The sequence below is a fragment of the Streptomyces sp. NPDC002130 genome (genome assembly GCF_040296465.1).
In the GTDB taxonomy this organism is placed as follows: Bacteria; Actinomycetota; Actinomycetes; order Streptomycetales; family Streptomycetaceae; genus Streptomyces.
The window spans coordinates 1-17,775 of record NZ_JBEOXI010000176.1; the positions used below are offsets into that span (position 1 = coordinate 1).

Genomic DNA, 17,775 nt, shown 5'->3' on the forward strand with positions numbered 1-17,775 from the left:
AGACTTCCTGCACACCTACAACCACCACCGTTGCCACACCGCACTCGGCGGCCAGCCACCCATCAGCCGCGTCAACAACCCTGCGGGTCAATACAGCTAGGGCCTGGGCCCTAGGGGCGCCCACTGCGGACGCCCCGGGGCCGTACCGCGGTCGAGGACCGTGACCCGCCGCGCCTTCGCTCCCGCGCCAGCCTCGGCAGCGCGTACGGCTGCCTTCCGTACCAGAGCCGCGCGACCGTGAACCCGAAGGCCAGGCAGAGCACGCCACCGACGGCATCGAGCCAGAAGTGGTTGGCCGTCGCGACGATGACCACCAGCGTCAGCGCCGGGTACAGCAGGCCCAGCACCCGCACCCAGGGGACGCTCGCCAGGGCGAAGATCGTCAGCCCGCACCACACGGACCAGCCGATGTGCATGGACGGCATCGCGGCGTACTGGTTGGACATGTGCTTCAGATCGCCCGACGCCATCGACCCCCAGGTCTGGTGGACCATGACCGTGTCGATGAAGGCACCGCCGTTCATCAGCCGCGGGGGCGCCAGCGGATACAGGTAGTAGCCGACCAGGGCGACGGCCGTGGTCGCGAACAGCACCAGACGGGTCGCCGCGTACCGCCCGGGATGGCGACGGTACAGCCACACCAGCACACCCAGCGTGACGATGAAGTGCAGCGTCGCGTAGTAGTAGTTCATCCCGACGATGAGCCAATGCACCGAGTTCACCGCCTGGTTGACGGATTCCTCGACGGCGATGCCCAGATGGTGCTCGGCCCGCCAGATCCAGTCGGCGTTGTGCAGCGCCTCGGCCTTCTGCTCGGGCACGGCGTTGCGGACGAGTGAGTACGTCCAGTAACTCACCGCGATCAGCACGATCTCGAACCAGAACCGGGGCCGGCGCGGCGTGCGCAGCCGGCGCAGGGGGCCGCGCCCCGGGTCGGCCGCAACGGGGTCCGGGAGGGCCGCTTTCAGGCCCTCCGGTTTCGTTACGGTCGTTTCACCCATAGGCGCAAAGTCTGCCAGAAAAGGACTTACGCACCGATCATCCCGCGGCCCTGCCCGAGCCGCATGTCCTACGGCGGAATCAAGCCGCGGGCCTCAGGGGCGAGCGCGTTCCCCGGGGGCCGAAGCGGTCGAACCGCGCACCACCAGTTCCGGCATGAACACGAACTCGCTGTGCGGTGCGGGCGTCCCGCCGATCTCCTCCAGCAGCGTGCGCACGGCCGCCTGCCCCATCGCCGGGACCGGCTTGCGGATCGTGGTGAGGGGCGGGTCGGTGAAGGCGATCAGCGGAGAGTCGTCGAAGCCGACCACGGAGACGTCCTTCGGCACGTCCAGACCGAGCTGCCGGGCCGCCCGGATCGCACCCAGCGCCATCATGTCGCTGGCGCACACCACGGCCGTGCAGTCGCGGCCGATCAACGCCGTGGCCGCCGCCTGACCACCCTCGAGGGTGTACAGGGAGTGCTGGACCAACTCCGACTCGACGGTCTCGGCGCGCAGACCCAACCGGTCCTGCATCGTGCGCACGAACCCCTCGATCTTGCGCTGCACCGGCACGAACCGCTTGGGCCCGAGGGCCAGGCCGATCCGGGTGTGCCCCAGGGACACCAGGTGCGTGACCGCGAGGCTCATCGCCGCACGGTCGTCGGGGGAGATGAACGGCGCCTGCACCTTCGGCGAGAAACCGTCGACCAGCACGTAGGGCACGCCCTGGGCGCGCAGCCGGTCGTAGCGCTGCATGTCGGCGGTGGTGTCGGCGTGCAGTCCGGAGACGTAGATGATGCCGGCGACCCCGCGGTCCACGAGCATCTCGGTCAGCTCGTCCTCGGTCGAGCCGCCCGGGGTCTGGGTGGCCAGCACCGGTGTGTAGCCCTGCCGCGTCAGCGCCTGGCCGATGACCTGCGCCAGGGCCGGGAAGATCGGGTTCTCCAGCTCCGGGGTGATCAGCCCGACCAGCCCCTCGCTGCGCTGGCGCAGCCGCACCGGGCGTTCGTAGCCCAGCACGTCGAGAGCGGCCAGCACGGACTGGCGGGTGGTGGCGGCGACGCCCGGCTTCCCGTTGAGGACGCGGCTGACGGTCGCTTCGCTCACCCCCGCCTGCAACGCGATGTCGGCAAGCCGTGTGGTCACAGCACTGGACTGTAGCGGCCGGTGTTCCCCTTGCACACCGACGGGACGCCTGGTGCGAGCCGTCGCACGGCCCGCTGCGGGTGGCTTGGTCATCGCGGTCCCTCGAGATTCCTGGTCGGCGTCCGATCCGTCCGATCCGCAACGGATGATTCCCCCCGGCGGACGCGGATGGCAAGTGCTTGCAGAGTCTTGCACAACAGTCCTGCTGCCCGCCGATCAGGCGGAAATCAACGCTGCGCGGTGATCGAGGGGAGGTCACGGCGGGATAACCATCCACACCCCTTGCAACTTTTTGCTGCAAGGTCTTTCGCAACTCGTTGCAGCGCGGCTAATCTCACCGACGCCCGGCCGCCAACGGCGCAGTCGGCAGCACGAACGGGCTTCACCCTCAAGGAGAACTCATGCGGCGTGGCATAGCGGCCACCGCGCTGGTGGCGTCCCTCGCCCTGGCGGCGACGGCCTGCGGCGGAAGCGACAGCGGCGACGAGGCCGGCGGCCCGGTCACCATCACCTGGTGGGACACCTCCAACGCCACCAACGAGGCGCCGACGTACCAGGCCCTGGTGAAGGAGTTCGAGGCCGCCAACAAGGACATCAAGGTCAAGTACGTCAACGTCCCCTTCGACCAGGCGCAGGTCAAGTTCGACACCGCCGCCGGTTCCAAGGGCGCCCCGGACGTGCTGCGCTCCGAGGTCGGCTGGACCCCCGCCTTCGCCAAGAAGGGCTTCTTCGCGCCGCTGGACGGCACCGAGGCCCTCGCCGAGCAGGGCAAGTTCCAGCCCAGCCTGATCGAGCAGGCCAAGTACGAGGGCAAGACCTACGGCGTCCCCTTCACCACGGACACCCTCGCCCTGGTCTACAACAAGGCCCTGTTCGAGAAGGCCGGCGTCGAGGCCCCCAAGACCTGGGACGAGCTGAAGAAGGCCGCCGCCACGATCAAGAGCAAGACCGGCGTCGACGGCTACTGGGGCTCCACCCAGGCCTACTACGCCCAGTCCTTCCTCTACGGCGAGGGCACCGACACCGTCGACGCCGACGCCAAGAAGATCACCGTCACCTCGCCCGAGGCCAAGAAGGCCTACGGCACCTGGCAGGGCCTGTTCAAGGGCAAGGGCCTGCACAAGGCCGACACCACCGCCGACGCCTACGCCCACATCCAGGACGCGTTCGTCAACGGCAAGGTCGCCTCGATCGTCCAGGGCCCGTGGGAGATCACGAACTTCTACAAGGGCTCGGCCTTCAAGGACAAGAACAACCTCGGCATCGCCACCGTCCCGGCCGGCTCCACCGGCAAGGCGGGCGCCCCGACCGGCGGCCACAACCTCTCCGTGTACGCGGGCTCGGACAAGGCCCACCAGGAAGCCTCGCTGAAGTTCGTGAAGTTCATGACCTCGGCCAAGGCGCAGGAGACCATCGCGCTGAAGAACAACACGCTCCCCACGCGCGAGGACGCCTACACCGCGAAGGTCAAGGCCGACCCGGGCATCGCCGGCTACCAGGGCGTGCTCTCCGCCGCCCAGCCGCGCCCGGCGCTGCCGGAGTACAGCTCCCTGTGGGGCCCGCTCGACGACGAGCTGCTCAAGATCGCGGGCGGCAAGGAGTCCCTGGACAAGGGTCTCGGCAACGCCGAGACCGCCATCGCCAAGCTGGTGCCGGACTTCTCCAAGTGACCGCCGGGTGGCCGCGGGTCCCCCTGCCACGGGGGAGGGGAACCCGCGGCCACCGGCCCGCGCCTGCCGCCCGGCAGTCTCCTTGACCTCCTTGAACCTCCAGAAGGTGTCGAACCATGACAGTCGCCATCGACCGAGCGACCGGCAAGCGGCGCGGTGAGCGGGAACCGCGACCCGGCCCGGCCCAGCGGCTGAAGAACGGCTTCCACAAGCACTGGTACGCCTACGCGATGATCGCCCCGGTGGCGATCGTCCTGGGCGTCCTCGTGGTGTACCCGCTGGTGTACGGCCTGTACCTCACCCTCACCGACGCCACCAGCCTCAACACCGCCCGCACGATCGGCGTCAACCACATCGACGCCACGTACAAGTTCATCGGCCTGGACAACTACGCCGACATCCTCTGGGGCCCGACGGCGTACGACCGCTTCTGGTCGCACTTCCTGTGGACGGTCTTCTGGACGGCGGCCTGCGTCGCCCTGCACTACGGCATCGGTCTCGGCCTCGCCCTGCTGCTCAACCAGAAGCTGCGCGGCCGCACCCTCTACCGGATGATCCTCGTCCTGCCCTGGGCGGTGCCGACCTTCGTCACCGTGTTCGGCTGGCGGTTCATGCTCGCCGACGGCGGCATCATCAACTCCGGCCTGGAGTTCCTGCACCTGCCGACGCCGCTGTGGCTGGAGGACACCTTCTGGCAGCGGTTCGCCGCGATCATGGTCAACACCTGGTGCGGTGTGCCGTTCATGATGGTCTCGCTGCTCGGCGGCCTGCAGTCGATCGACGCGAGCCTGTACGAGGCCTCCGAGATGGACGGCGCCAACGCCTGGCAGCGGTTCCGCTACGTCACGCTGCCCGGTCTGAGGTCCGTCAGCACGACGGTCGTCCTGCTCGGTGTGATCTGGACGTTCAACCAGTTCGCCATCATCTTCCTGCTGTTCGGCAACACCGCCCCGGACGCGCAGATCCTCGTCACCTGGTCCTACTACCTGGGCTTCGGGCAGCAGCCGCGCGACTACGCCCAGTCCGCCGCCTACGGAATCCTGCTCCTGTCCATCCTGATCGTCTTCACCTCCTTCTACCGCCGCTGGCTGAACCGCAACGAGCAGCAGCTCGCGATCTGAGGCAGGAGTTCCCCATGAGTACGACCACCGTCGAGAGCCCGGCTCCGGCCGGCGAGCGGCGCCCCGCGAACGCACCCGGCAAGGTCCGCGGCCGCGGCGAGCGCAGTCTCGGAGCCTCCCTCGCCTCGCACGCCGTGCTGATCGTCGCCAGCCTGGCCGCGCTCTTCCCGATCGCCTGGCTGCTCTTCCTGTCCCTCGGCCCGGACAAGGACGACTACCTCCACCCCGGGCGCATCTGGGGCAAGATGACGTTCGACAACTACGCGTTCGTCCTGCAGGACACCGGCTTCTTCGACTGGCTGAAGAGCACGCTGGTCGTGGTGCTGGGCACGACGCTGATCGGCGTCGTCGTCGCCGCGTCCACCGGCTACGCGGTCTCCCGCATGCGGTTCCCCGGCTACCGGAAGCTGATGTGGGTGCTGCTGGTCACCCAGATGTTCCCCATCGCGGTACTGATCGTGCCGATGTACCAGATCCTCTCGGATCTGCAGCTCATCGACAGCTACCTTGGTCTCATCCTTGTCAACTGCACCACGATCGTGCCGTACTGCGCCTGGCTGATGAAGGGCTATTTCGACACCATCCCGTTCGAGATCGACGAGGCGGGGCGCGTCGACGGGCTGACCCCCTTCGGCACGTTCGCGCGGCTCATCCTGCCGCTCGCCAAGCCTGGCCTCGCGGTCGCGGCGTTCTACAGCTTCCTCACGGCCTTCGGTGAGGTCGCGTTCGCCTCGACGTTCATGCTGAGCGACGACAACTACACCTTCGCCGTCGGTCTGCAGACGTTCGTGAGCGAGCACGACGCGCAGCGCAACCTCATGGCTGCGACGGCTGTGCTGATCGCGATACCGGCTGCCCTGTTCTTCTACCTGGTGCAGAAGAACCTGGTGACCGGACTGACGGCCGGTGGCACGAAGGGGTGACCCCTGCGAGTCGACCGTCCGCGGCTCACGTCGTGGCCGGCCCCGCAGTTCCCCGCGCCCCTTGGTGCGCTGCCGAACCGTCCCTCACAAGCCCGAGGCGGCCGTGGTGCCCATCCGACCCCGCTGTACCGCGGCCGCCTCGTCACCCACCCACGCCTTCCATGACCGACATCCTGTTACGCATCAAGGACGACATGAGCCAGCACTCAGCCGCACCTGCCCCCACCCCCGCGTCCGCCGTCGCCGTCGCCAAGCGCCGCGACTGGTGGCGGGACGCGGTGATCTACCAGGTGTACCCGCGCAGCTTCGCCGACAGCAACGGTGACGGCATGGGCGACCTGGAGGGTGTCCGCACCCGTCTGCCGTACCTGCGCGACCTCGGCGTGGACGCCGTGTGGCTCAGCCCCTTCTACGCCTCGCCGCAGGCCGACGCCGGTTACGACGTCGCCGACTACCGTGCCGTCGATCCCATGTTCGGGAACCTGCTGGACGCCGACGCGCTGATCCGCGACGCCCACCGGCTGGACCTCAGGATCATCGTCGACCTCGTCCCGAACCACTCCTCCGACCAGTACGAGTGGTTCAAGCGGGCTGTCGCCGAGGGCCCGGGGTCCTCGCTGCGGGACCGCTACCACTTCCGCCCCGGCAAGGGCGAGAGGGGCGAACTGCCGCCCAACGACTGGGAGTCGATCTTCGGCGGCCCGGCCTGGACCCGCGTCACCGAACCCGACGGCACGCCCGGCGAGTGGTACCTGCACCTCTTCGCCCCCGAGCAGCCCGACTTCAACTGGGAGCACCCGGCCGTCGGCGACGAGTTCCGCTCCATCCTGCGCTTCTGGCTGGACATGGGCGTCGACGGCTTCCGGATCGACGTCGCCCACGGCCTGGTGAAGGCCAAGGGGCTGCCCGACCTTGGATCCCACGACCAGGTGAAGCTGCTGGGCAACGATGTCATGCCGTTCTTCGACCAGGACGGCGTGCACGAGATCTACCGGCAGTGGCGTCTGATCCTCGACGAGTATGCGGGCGAACGCATCTTCGTCGCCGAGGCGTGGACGCCGACCATCGAGCGCACCGCGAACTACGTCCGCCCGGACGAGCTGCACCAGGCCTTCAACTTCCAGTACCTCAGCACCCACTGGGACGCCGAGGAGATGCGTGAGGTCATCGACCGCACCCTGGAGGCCATGCGCCCGGTCGGCGCCCCCGCCACCTGGGTGCTGTCCAACCACGACGTGACCCGGCACGCCACCCGCTTCGCCAACCCGCCCGGCCTCGGCACCCAGATCCGCCTGGCCGGCGACCGCGCACTGGGGCTGCGCAGGGCCAGGGCCGCGAGCCTGCTCATGCTGGCTCTGCCCGGCTCGGCGTACATCTACCAGGGCGAGGAGCTCGGCCTGCCCGACGTCGTCGACCTGCCGGACGAGGTGCGCCAGGACCCGGCGTACTTCCGGGGCGCGGGCCAGGACGGCTTCCGCGACGGCTGCCGGGTGCCGATCCCGTGGACCCGGACGGGACCGTCGTTCGGCTTCGGTGACGGCGGCAGCTGGCTGCCGCAGCCGCAGGGCTGGGGCGAGCTGAGCGTCGAGGCGCAGAGCGGCGAGCCCGGTTCGACCCTGGAGCTGTACCGGGCCGCGCTCGCCGTGCGCCGCGAGCAGCCCGATCTCGGCGCCGGCACGTCCGTGGAGTGGCTGCGCGCTCCCGAGGGCGTGCTGGCCTTCCGGCGCGGGGAGTTCGTGTGCGTCGCCAACACCACCGGTGAGTCGGTGGCGATGCCGGCCTACGGCCGGGTGCTGGTGGCGAGCGGGGAGATCATCCAGGTCGACGACGAGGCGAAGGTGCCGGCCGACACCACGGTGTGGTGGACCACCGCGACCGCCGAGGCCCGCGCCTGATTTTCCTTTGAATTCCGTACGGCCCGCTGCCCTTTCGGGCAGCGGGCCTCTACTATCTGCGTCACCGCAAGGTTTCTGAACCTTGCAGCAAGAACCTTCAACGAAGAAGGAAACCCCACATGGCACGCAGATACCTCGCCACCGCCGTCGCGCTCGCCGCGGCTTCGGTTGTCATGAGCCCGACTGGTGCACAGGCCTCCCCACCCGGCACCAAGGACGTCACCGCCGTCCTCTTCGAGTGGAACTTCGCCTCGGTCGCCCGCGAGTGCACCACCACCCTCGGGCCCGCCGGATACGGCTCCGTCCAGGTCTCCCCGCCCGCCGAGCACATACAGGGCCCGCAATGGTGGACCTCGTACCAGCCGGTCAGCTACAAGATCGCCGGCCGGCTCGGTGACCGGACGGCCTTCCAGAACATGGTCAACACCTGCCACGCGGCCGGTGTGAAGGTGGTCGTGGACACGGTCATCAACCACATGTCGGCCGGCAGCGGCACCGGCACCGGCGGCTCTTCGTACAGCAAGTACACCTATCCCGGCCTGTACTCGTCGTTCGACTTCGACGACTGCACCAGCCGGATCAGCAACTACCAGGACCGCTGGCACGTCCAGCACTGCGAACTGGTCGGCCTGGCCGACCTCGACACGGGCGAGAACCACGTCCGCGGCGCGATCGCCGGCTACATGAACGACCTGCTCTCCCTCGGCGTAGACGGCTTCCGTATCGACGCGGCCAAGCACATGGACGCGGCCGACCTGGCGAACATCAAGTCGCGGCTGAGCAACCCGTCGGTGTACTGGAAGCAGGAGGCCATCCACGGCGCCGGCGAGGCCGTCCAGCCCACCGATTACACGAGTAACGGCGACGTCCAGGAGTTCCGCTACGCCTACGACCTCAAGCGGGTCTTCAACAACGAGAACCTCGCCTACCTGAAGAACTACGGCGAGGGCTGGGGCTACATGAGCAGCGGCGTCTCCGGTGTCTTCGTCGACAACCACGACACCGAGCGCAACGGCTCGACCCTCAGCTACAAGGACAACGCCACCTACACCCTGGCCAACGTCTTCATGCTGGCCTGGCCCTACGGCGCCCCGGACATCAACTCCGGCTACGAGTTCTCCGACCACGACGCCGGCCCGCCGAACGGAGGCCAGGTGAACGCCTGCTGGCAGGACGGCTGGAAGTGCCAGCACAACTGGCCGGAGATCAAGTCCATGGTCGCCTTCCGCAACGCCACCCGGGGCCAGGCCGTCACCAACTGGTGGGACAACGGCGGCGACGCCATCGCGTTCGGCCGGGGCAGCAAGGGCTTCGTGGCCATCAACCACGAGCCGGGCGCGGTGAGCCGGACCTACCAGACCTCGCTGCCCGCGGGGACGTACTGCGACGTGCAGAACAACATGCCGGTGACGGTGAATTCGAGCGGGCAGCTCACGGCCACCCTGGGCGCGAACACCGCCCTCGCCGTCTATGCGGGCAAGTCGAGCTGCTGAGTGGCCGACTGAAACTTCTTTCCGATGGTTTCAAGCCTCTTGCTGTAAGCGTTGCGGCGGCGATACGGTCGCGCGGGGTCGGACCCGAAGAGCCGTAATCGCAAGGAGTCCATCTGTGATACCGAGATGGCCGACGCCGTCGAGGCGCCCAACCGCCCACGCCGGACGAATCGCTGCGGTCACCGTGACCGCGCTGGCCGCAGCGCTCGTCCAGCCCCTCGCGGCGCGGGCCGACACACCGCCTCCGCCTCCCTCCGACGCCAGGCTGGCCGCCGAGCCCGCCCGGCACGACGCCACCCGAGAGCAGTTCTACTTCGTCCTGCCGGACCGTTTCGCCAACGGCGACCCGCGCAACGACAAGGGCGGCCTGACCGGTTCGCGCCTGTCGACCGGTTACGACCCCACCGACAAGGGCTTCTACCAGGGCGGCGACCTCAAGGGCCTGACCAAGAAGCTCGACTACATCAAGGGCCTGGGTACCACTGCCATCTGGATGGCTCCGATCTTCAAGAACCAGCCAGTACAGGGCAACGGCTCCAACGCCTCGGCGGGCTATCACGGCTATTGGATCACCGACTTCACCCGGGTCGACCCGCACTTCGGCACCAACAAGGACCTCGAGAACCTCATCGACAAGGCCCACGACAAGGGCATGAAGGTCTTCTTCGACGTCATCACCAACCACACCGCGGACGTCGTCGACTACGAGGAGAAGTCCTACGACTACCTCTCCAAGGGTGCGTTCCCGTACCTGACCAAGGACGGCGTGCCCTTCGACGACGCCGACCACGCCGACGGACGGCGCGGCTTCCCCGCGGTCGACCGGAACTCCTTCCCGCGCACACCGGTGGTCACCAAGAAGAACAAGGTGCCGTCGTGGCTCAACGACCCGACGATGTACCACAACCGCGGCGACTCCACCTTCGCCGGTGAGAGCTCCGCCCACGGCGACTTCTCCGGGCTCGACGACCTGTGGACCGAGCGGCCCGAGGTCGTCCACGGCATGGAGAAGATCTACCAGCGCTGGGTGCGGGACTTCGACATCGACGGCTTCCGGATCGACACCGTGAAGCACGTCGACATGGAGTTCTGGACGCAGTGGGCCACCGCCCTCGACGCGTACGCGGCCAAGCGGGGACGGGACGACTTCTTCATGTTCGGCGAGGTCTACTCGGCCGACACGAACGTCACCGCCCCGTACGTCACCCAGGGCCGCCTCGACGCCACGCTCGACTTCCCCTTCCAGGAGGCGGCCCGCCAGTACGCATCGCAGGGCGCGAGCGCGCAGAAGCTCGCCGGTGTCTTCGGCGACGACTACAAGTACACGACCGGCAAGGCCAACGCGTACGAGCAGGTCACCTTCCTCGGCAACCACGACATGGGCCGCATCGGGTCCTTCCTGAAGCAGGACGACCCGAAGGCCACCGACGCCGAGCTGCTCGCGAAGGACGAGCTCGCCAACGAGCTGATGTTCCTCAGCCGCGGCAACCCCGTCGTCTACTACGGCGACGAGCAGGGCTTCACCGGCCCGGGCGGAGACAAGGACGCCCGGCAGACCATGTTCGCCTCGCGCACCGCCGACTACCTCGACGACGACCGTATCGGCACCGATCGCACCCACGCCGAGGACGCCTACGACACCAAGGCGCCGCTCTACCGGCAGATCAGCGCCCTCGCGAAGCTCCGCAAGGCCAACCCCGCGCTCACCGACGGCGTCCAGCAGCAGCGGTACGCGGCCGACGGCCCCGGCGTCTACGCCTTCTCCCGCACCGACGCGAAGACCGGCACCGAGTACGTCGTCGCCTTCAACAACGCGGGCGAGGCGAAGACGGCGACCTTCCCTACCGGCTCGGCCGGCATGACCTTCAAGGGCATGTACGGCACCGGCGCGACCCTGAAGAGCGACAGTGACAAGAAGGTCACCGTCACCGTCCCGGCCGGCTCCGCGATCGTCCTCAAGGCGAACGGCAAGCTCGCCAAGCCCGCCACCGCACCGACCGTCGCCCTGAAGGCCCCGGAGGCCGGTGCCACCGGCACGGTGGAGGTCTCGGCCGACGTCGACGGCGGACAGCTCAACCGGGTCGTCTTCGCCGCCCGGACCGGCAACGGGAAGTGGCAGACCCTCGGCTCCGCCGACCACGCCCCGTACAAGGTCACCCACACCATCGGCAAGGACGTGGCACCGGGTACGGCCCTGCGCTACAAGGCCGTCGTCATCGACTCGGCCGGCCGCACCGCGAGCGCCCTGGCCGCGTCCACCACCGGCACCCCGCCCGCCCCCGAGCCGCCCACCGCCTCCTCCCGCGACTACGCGATCGTGCACTACAAGCGCTCCGACGGTGACTACGCCGACTGGGGCCTGTACGCCTGGGGCGACCTCGCCGAGGGCGAAGCCACCGAGTGGCCGAAGAGCCACCCCTTCACCGGCCGCGATGCCTACGGCGCCTTCGCCTGGGTCAAGCTCAAGCCCGGCGCCTCGAACGTCGGCTTCCTCGTCATCGACAAGGACGGCACCAAGGACGTCGCCACCGACCGCACGATCGACGTCACCAAGACCGGCGAGATCTGGATCGAGCAGGGCAAGGAGACCGTCACCGCCGAACGGCCCGCATACCCGGCACCCGACAAGAGCAAGGCCGTCCTGCACTACCACCGGGCCGACGGGAACTACGACGGCTGGGGCCTGCACGTCTGGACCGGCGCCGCGAACCCCACCGACTGGTCGAAACCCCTCGAACCGGTCAAGACTGATTCCTATGGCGCAGTCTTCGAGGTACCGCTCAGCGACGGAGCCACCAGCCTCAGCTACATCCTCCACAAGGGCGACGAGAAGGACCTGCCCACCGACCAGTCGCTCGACCTCAAGGCGAACGGCCACGAGGTGTGGCTGGTGAACGGCCAGGAGAAGTACCTGCTCCCGCAGCCCGCGGGCAGTGCCGCCGCCCTCGACCTGACGACGTCCAAGGCGGTGTGGATCGACCGGAACACCCTCGCCTGGAACGGCTCCGACGCCGCCGCGTCCACCCAGCTGCAGTACTCCCGCGACGGCTCGATCAAGGTCGAGGACGGCGCCCTGACCGGCGACGCGAAGTGGCTGCGCCTGTCGAAGGGCGAGCTGACCGAGGCCCAGAAGGCGAAGTTCCCGCACCTGAAGGAGTACGACGCCTGGACCGTCGACCCCCGTGACCGCGACCGGGTCCGCGAGGCCCTGCGCGGCCAGGTCGTCGCCACCCAGCACGCGGTGAACGGAGCGGTGCTCGCGGCGACCGGCGTCCAGATCGCGGGCGTCCTGGACGACCTGTACCCCGGCGCCACCGAGGCGGACCTCGGACCGACGTTCGCCAAGGGCCGCCCCACCCTGTCCGTGTGGGCACCGACCGCCCATCAGGTGTCACTGGAGATCGGTGACTCCACTGCCCCGATGAAGCGGGACGCCGCCACCGGCGTCTGGTCCGTCACCGGCCCCGCGTCCTGGAAGGGCAAGCCCTACCGGTACGTCGTGAAGGTCTGGGCGCCCGGCGTCCGCAAGGTCGTCACCAACAAGGTCACCGACCCCTACGCCCTCGCCCTGACCACCGATTCCGAGCGCAGCCTCGTCGTCGACCTGGACGACAAGGCGCTCAAGCCCGCCGGCTGGTCGGCGTACGCCAAGCCGAAGGCCGTGCCGCTGCGGGACGCCCAGATCCAGGAGCTGCACGTCCGGGACTTCTCCGTCGAGGACCGCACGGCGAAGCACCCCGGCACCTACCTCGCCTTCACCGACAAGGCGAGCGACGGCTCCAGGCACCTGCGCGAGCTGGCGAAGGCGGGCACCTCGTACGTCCATCTCCTGCCCGCGTTCGACATCGCCACCATCCCGGAGAAGAAGGCCGACCAGGCGAAACCCGACTGCGACCTGGCATCCTTCCCAGCCGACTCGGACAAGCAGCAGGAGTGCGTCGGGAAGATCGCCGCGAAGGACGCCTACAACTGGGGTTACGACCCGTACCACTACACGGTCCCCGAGGGCTCCTACGCCACCGACCCGGACGGCACGGCCCGCACGGTCGAGTTCCGCAAGATGGTCAAGGCCCTCAACGACGACGGCCTGCGCGTCGTCATGGACGTCGTCTACAACCACACCGCCGCCGCCGGGCAGGAGGAGACGAGCGTCCTCGACCGGATCGTGCCCGGTTACTACCAGCGGCTCCTCGCCGACGGCTCGGTCGCGAACAGCACCTGCTGCGCCAACACCGCCACCGAGAACGCCATGATGGGCAAGCTCGTCGTCGACTCGGTCGTCACCTGGGCCAGGCAGTACAAGGTCGACGGCTTCCGCTTCGACCTCATGGGCCACCACCCGAAGGCCAACATCCTGGCCGTGCGCAAGGCCCTGGACGAGCTGACCCCCGCCAAGGACGGCGTCGACGGCAAGAAGATCATCCTGTACGGCGAGGGCTGGAACTTCGGCGAGGTCGCCGACGACGCCCGGTTCGTCCAGGCCACCCAGAAGAACATGGCCGGCACGGGCATCGCCACCTTCTCCGACCGGGCCCGCGACGCCGTGCGCGGCGGCGGCCCCTTCGACGAGGACCCCGGCGTGCAGGGCTTCGCGTCCGGCCTGTACACCGAGCCCAACTCCTCGAACAGCAACGGCACCCCGGACGAGCAGAAGGACCGCCTGCTGCACTACCAGGACCTCATCAAGGTCGGCCTCTCCGGCAACCTCGCCGGCTACCGGTTCACCGACACCGGCGGCAAGGAGGTCAAGGGCTCCGAGGTCGACTACAACGGCGCCCCCGCCGGATACGCCGACGCACCCGGCGACGCCCTCGCCTACGCCGACGCGCACGACAACGAGACCCTGTTCGACGCGCTCGCCTTCAAGCTGCCCGCCACGGTGAGCGCCTCCGACCGGGCCCGGATGCAGGTCCTCGCCATGGCGACGGCCACCCTCTCGCAGGGCCCGGCCCTCTCCCAGGCGGGCACCGACCTGCTGCGCTCCAAGTCCCTGGACCGCAACTCCTACGACAGCGGCGACTGGTTCAACGCCGTCCACTGGGACTGCCGGGACGGCAACGGCTTCGGCCGCGGATTGCCCATGTCGGCCGACAACGCCGACAAGTGGCCGTACGCCAAGCCGCTGCTGAGCACGGTGAAGGTGGGCTGCGAGCAGATCGAGGGCGCCTCGGCGGCCTACCGCGACCTGCTGCGGATCCGCGCCGCCGAGCCGGACTTCTCCCTCGGCACGGCCGAGCGGGTGCAGTCCCGGCTCTCTTTCCCGCTGTCCGGCACGGACGAGACGCCCGGCGTGATCACCATGCGGCTCGGTGACCTCGTCGTGGTCTTCAACGCCACGCCCGAGCGGCAGGAACAGCGCGTCCCCGCCCTGGCCGGGACCGGCTACCGGCTGCACCCCGTGCAGGCGGCGGGCGCCGACGCCACCGCGAAGTCCTCCGCCTACGCGGAGAAGTCCGGGACGTTCGCCGTTCCGGGACGGACGGTCGCGGTGTTCACCGCCGGGTGACGAACCCGGTACGGGCGGGGCGGACCGCGATCGGCGGCCCGCCCCGCCTGCCGTTAGGGTGAGCCCCTCGACCTGGAACAGGAGTGCTGATGCCGCAGATCACCGTCGACTATTCCGCCGACCTCGCGGACGGATTCGACCGGCCCGGATTCGCCAGGGCGCTGCACGAGGCCACGGTCGAGATCGCGGCCGCCAAGCCGCCGGCCTGCAAGAGCCGGTTCCGCCCGACCGAGGACATCGTCGTCGGCCCCGAGGCCGAGGGGCACGCCCATGTGCACGTCCACATCGCGCTGCTCGCCGGACGCACCGACGAGACCAAGGCCCGGCTCACCGAGGCCGCGCTGGAGCTGCTGCGGACCTATCTGAAGCAGCCCGAGGGGCGGGCGCTGCACGCCTCCGCCGAGGTCCGCGACCTGGACCCCTCGTACGCCAAGTTCGAGAGCTGAGAGCCGAGCCCGTTCAGCTCGCCAGGGCGATCAGCCGGCCGACCAGGTGCGCGAACGGGCCGTCGGCCGGCTCGTCCTCGAGGGCGCCGCGCAGCAACTCCGCCATCTCCTCGTCGTAGGCGGCGCTGACCGCGGCGAGCGCGGCGAAGTCGTTGACGAGCTGCGGCTCCAGCTCCTCGCGCGGGATGCGCCGGCCGTCCAGCCAGATCAGCGCCGTCGACTCGGCGAGCGAGATCCAGGACCGGACGACCAGTTCGAGACGCGCGGGCGGATCGGTCACGCCCAGGTGCGAAAGGATCTGGACATACGCGGCCTGCCGTACGGAGTCGACGAGCGCGTTCGTCGTCGAGGAACCGACCGCCGGACCGCCGCGCATCAGGGCGGAGAAACCCGGCCCGTGCTCGTCCACGAAGTCGAAGTAGCGGTGCATCACGCGCAGCAGCCGGGCCCCCAGCGGGCCCTCGTGCGGCTCCACGAAACGGGCCGCCAGATCGTCCGAGGCCCGCTGCAACGCGGCCTCGTACAGGCTGAGTTTGCCGGGGAAGTAGTGGTAGACCAACGGGCGGGAAATGCCCGCGGCCGACGCTATCTCGTCGATGGAGACCTCGTCGGGCGAGCGGCGGCTGAACAGTTCGAGGGCGACGCCGATCAACTGCTGCCGCCGCTCATCGACTCCCATTCTGCGGCGAACCCCGGTAGTCATGCGAACACCTTACCGATCGATTCCGGCCTCGAACGGGCCGGATCGATCAGCGGGTGCCGGCGACCTCGCCGGACGGCCCCCCCGTTCGCCTCCGTCAGCGCAACCCGCGGAGCGAACGCCCGTCCTTCAGGGACCCCTTGAGCTGAGCCTGGGCCCCCTGCTCGGCCGGCACGGTCAGCAGACTGCTCCGCGCCTGCCCGTTCACCGCGCCCGTCGCCCGGATCGACGCCGTCTCCCGGCTGCCGGCGGCCAGCAGGTACCAGTCGCCGGCCTTCGACTTCCACAGCACCCCGGCCAGCACATGCGGATCACGCGCACCGCAGGCCGGGACGTTCTCGGCCTGCGCCGCCGCCGCCCCGTACGCCCCGCCCGGCGTGTGGAACTGCGCCAGCACCCGCGCCCCGCCGCCCCGCCAGGTCTCGGCCCGCGTGCACACCCATGCCGCCGAGCCGCTCGCGTCGGGCAGCGGCTGCTCGTTGAACGCCCAGGCGTTGACGCTCCGCACCCCCGCCGAGCGCACCGTGCCCAGCGAGCAGGCGAACGGCTGCCAGGTGCGCAGCGCCGCGGCCCCGGACACCTCCCGCGGGGAGCCCGGCCGTCCGGCGGTGAGCCGGGCGGGGACCAGTTCGCCGAGGTCGGTCAGCAGCCGGGTCCTGCCGCCGTCGGTCACCTGCAGTACGTTCCACGAGGTGCAGGGGCCGGATCGCAGGGCCGGGCTGGCCAGCGGCGCGGCCACACCGCCGGTGAGCGTGAGGTTCATCGCGCCGGAGCCCGGCTTCATCAGGTCCCGCTCGCCGGCCTTTCGCACCCAGGGGGCCATCAGGTAGCGGACATTGCCGTCGGCCCTGCCCAGGACCACCGCGCCCGCCTCGGCCCGGCCGGCCCCGTCGACCCGGGCGAAGTCGAGGGCGGCGCCCTGTGTGCCGTCCTTCGGCTCGGCGTACCGGACGATGCGCAGACCGTCGTAGAGGATCACCACGCGCGCCGCGTCGACCGTCCCCGCGTACAGCAGCTGGGGCGGTCCGGCGGGGCCGCCGGAGAGGGTGCCGGGGGTCGCCGACACCTGGACCGTCTCGCCGGGGCGGGCCCACACGGCCAGGGCGCGGCGCAGCAGGGCCTTGTCGTCGGTACGGTCGCCGCGGGCCGGCCACACGGAGAAGTCGGTGCGCGCCGAGCTGCGCCACGCGGTGGGCGGGACCCGGGTCAGCTTCGCCGGGTCCAGGGCGGCCTGCGCGGCCGGGTTCCGCGCATACGGGGGTGCCGCGGCGCCCTCGGGGCCCCAGCCCTCACCGGGCAGGCCGAGCAGGGCCCCGCACACCAGCAGGGCGGCACCGGCGGCCAGTGCGGCCTTCAGATGGTGGCGGCGGCGCATCAGGTCGGTGGGGCGGGCCTGGAGCGAGCAGGGGTCGAACTCGGGGGAGTCGAGCAGCCCGTACTGGGCGGGGATGCCGTCGGCCTCCAGCACCGCGCCCTCCGGGTCGGCGACGCCCGCCGCCGCGAGGACCTCGCACACCCCGTCGTCCGAGAGCCGCTCGAGACCCCGCAGCGCGTAGGCCGCCCGGGCCGGGCCGGACAGGGTGGACAGCCGCTGGTCCAGGGCGAGTTCGTCGGCGCCGCCGGAGCGCGGGAACAGCTTCAGGCCCCACACGTGCGGCAGCAGCGGCGGCAACTGGGACCTCTTGGGCCATGCCTTCGCCGTCAGCGGCAGCCCCGCCTCCAGTGCCGTGCGCAGCACCTGGAGACGGACCAGGGCATAGCCGGGGTCGCCGTCCCGGCCGGTGGACTGGGCCGGGATCACCGGGGCCGGTGTGCGGTTGCGGGGCAGGGCCCGCTGGGTGAGGGCGTGAACTGAACAGCCAGCAAAGAACGCATGAGCAATGCGCTGCCAC

At 69.8% G+C, this 17,775-nt stretch carries 11 protein-coding genes and 1 pseudogene; 8 read left to right on the forward strand and 4 right to left on the reverse strand.

Annotated features, from left to right (window positions below):
* A pseudogene (locus ABT116_RS28355) lies at window positions 1–100 on the forward strand (IS481 family transposase); the annotation flags it as partial.
* A 10-nt stretch (window positions 101–110) separates the two neighbouring features.
* On the opposite strand, the gene ABT116_RS28360 reads toward ABT116_RS28355, so the two are convergent.
* Entirely contained in the window at window positions 111–1,001 is an 891-nt protein-coding gene (locus ABT116_RS28360; RefSeq protein ID WP_351639599.1) for a phosphatase PAP2 family protein, read from the reverse strand.
* 93 nt (window positions 1,002–1,094) lie between these two features.
* Window positions 1,095–2,129, reverse strand: coding sequence for a LacI family DNA-binding transcriptional regulator (locus ABT116_RS28365; protein WP_351639606.1), 1,035 nt, complete (start codon window positions 2,127–2,129; stop codon window positions 1,095–1,097).
* A 401-nt stretch (window positions 2,130–2,530) separates the two neighbouring features.
* Here ABT116_RS28365 and ABT116_RS28370 point away from each other — a divergent pair, with 401 nt between their 5' ends.
* From ABT116_RS28370 to ABT116_RS28400, 7 genes are all read left to right on the forward strand, one after another.
* Window positions 2,531–3,799, forward strand: coding sequence for an extracellular solute-binding protein (locus ABT116_RS28370; RefSeq protein ID WP_351639610.1), 1,269 nt, complete (start codon window positions 2,531–2,533; stop codon window positions 3,797–3,799).
* 116 nt (window positions 3,800–3,915) lie between these two features.
* Window positions 3,916–4,920 (forward strand): carbohydrate ABC transporter permease, encoded by a 1,005-nt coding sequence (locus tag ABT116_RS28375; protein WP_351639616.1) that lies wholly within the window; start codon window positions 3,916–3,918, stop codon window positions 4,918–4,920.
* A gap of 14 nt (window positions 4,921–4,934) precedes the next feature.
* Entirely contained in the window at window positions 4,935–5,843 is a 909-nt protein-coding gene (locus ABT116_RS28380) for a sugar ABC transporter permease (protein WP_351639619.1), read from the forward strand.
* Window positions 5,844–6,004: 161 nt separating this feature from the next.
* Window positions 6,005–7,738: a glycoside hydrolase family 13 protein gene (locus ABT116_RS28385; RefSeq protein WP_502983956.1), complete on the forward strand. Its 1,734-nt coding sequence runs from the start codon at window positions 6,005–6,007 to the stop codon at window positions 7,736–7,738.
* Window positions 7,739–7,857: 119 nt separating this feature from the next.
* The gene (locus tag ABT116_RS28390; protein ID WP_351639622.1) at window positions 7,858–9,231 is read left to right on the forward strand and encodes an alpha-amylase; all 1,374 of its coding nucleotides are present in this window, start codon (window positions 7,858–7,860) and stop codon (window positions 9,229–9,231) included.
* 115 nt (window positions 9,232–9,346) lie between these two features.
* Window positions 9,347–14,737, forward strand: a complete 5,391-nt coding sequence (pulA, locus tag ABT116_RS28395; protein ID WP_351639625.1) for a pullulanase-type alpha-1,6-glucosidase — start codon at window positions 9,347–9,349, stop codon at window positions 14,735–14,737.
* An 89-nt stretch (window positions 14,738–14,826) separates the two neighbouring features.
* The gene (locus ABT116_RS28400) at window positions 14,827–15,183 is read left to right on the forward strand and encodes a 5-carboxymethyl-2-hydroxymuconate Delta-isomerase (protein WP_351639627.1); all 357 of its coding nucleotides are present in this window, start codon (window positions 14,827–14,829) and stop codon (window positions 15,181–15,183) included.
* A 13-nt stretch (window positions 15,184–15,196) separates the two neighbouring features.
* Here the strand turns inward: ABT116_RS28400 and ABT116_RS28405 are convergent, their stop codons facing one another.
* The gene (locus ABT116_RS28405) at window positions 15,197–15,886 is read right to left on the reverse strand and encodes a TetR/AcrR family transcriptional regulator (protein ID WP_351639630.1); all 690 of its coding nucleotides are present in this window, start codon (window positions 15,884–15,886) and stop codon (window positions 15,197–15,199) included.
* 94 nt (window positions 15,887–15,980) lie between these two features.
* A partial coding sequence (locus ABT116_RS28410) for a hypothetical protein (RefSeq protein WP_351639633.1) occupies window positions 15,981–17,775 on the reverse strand: 1,795 nt, incomplete at its 5' end.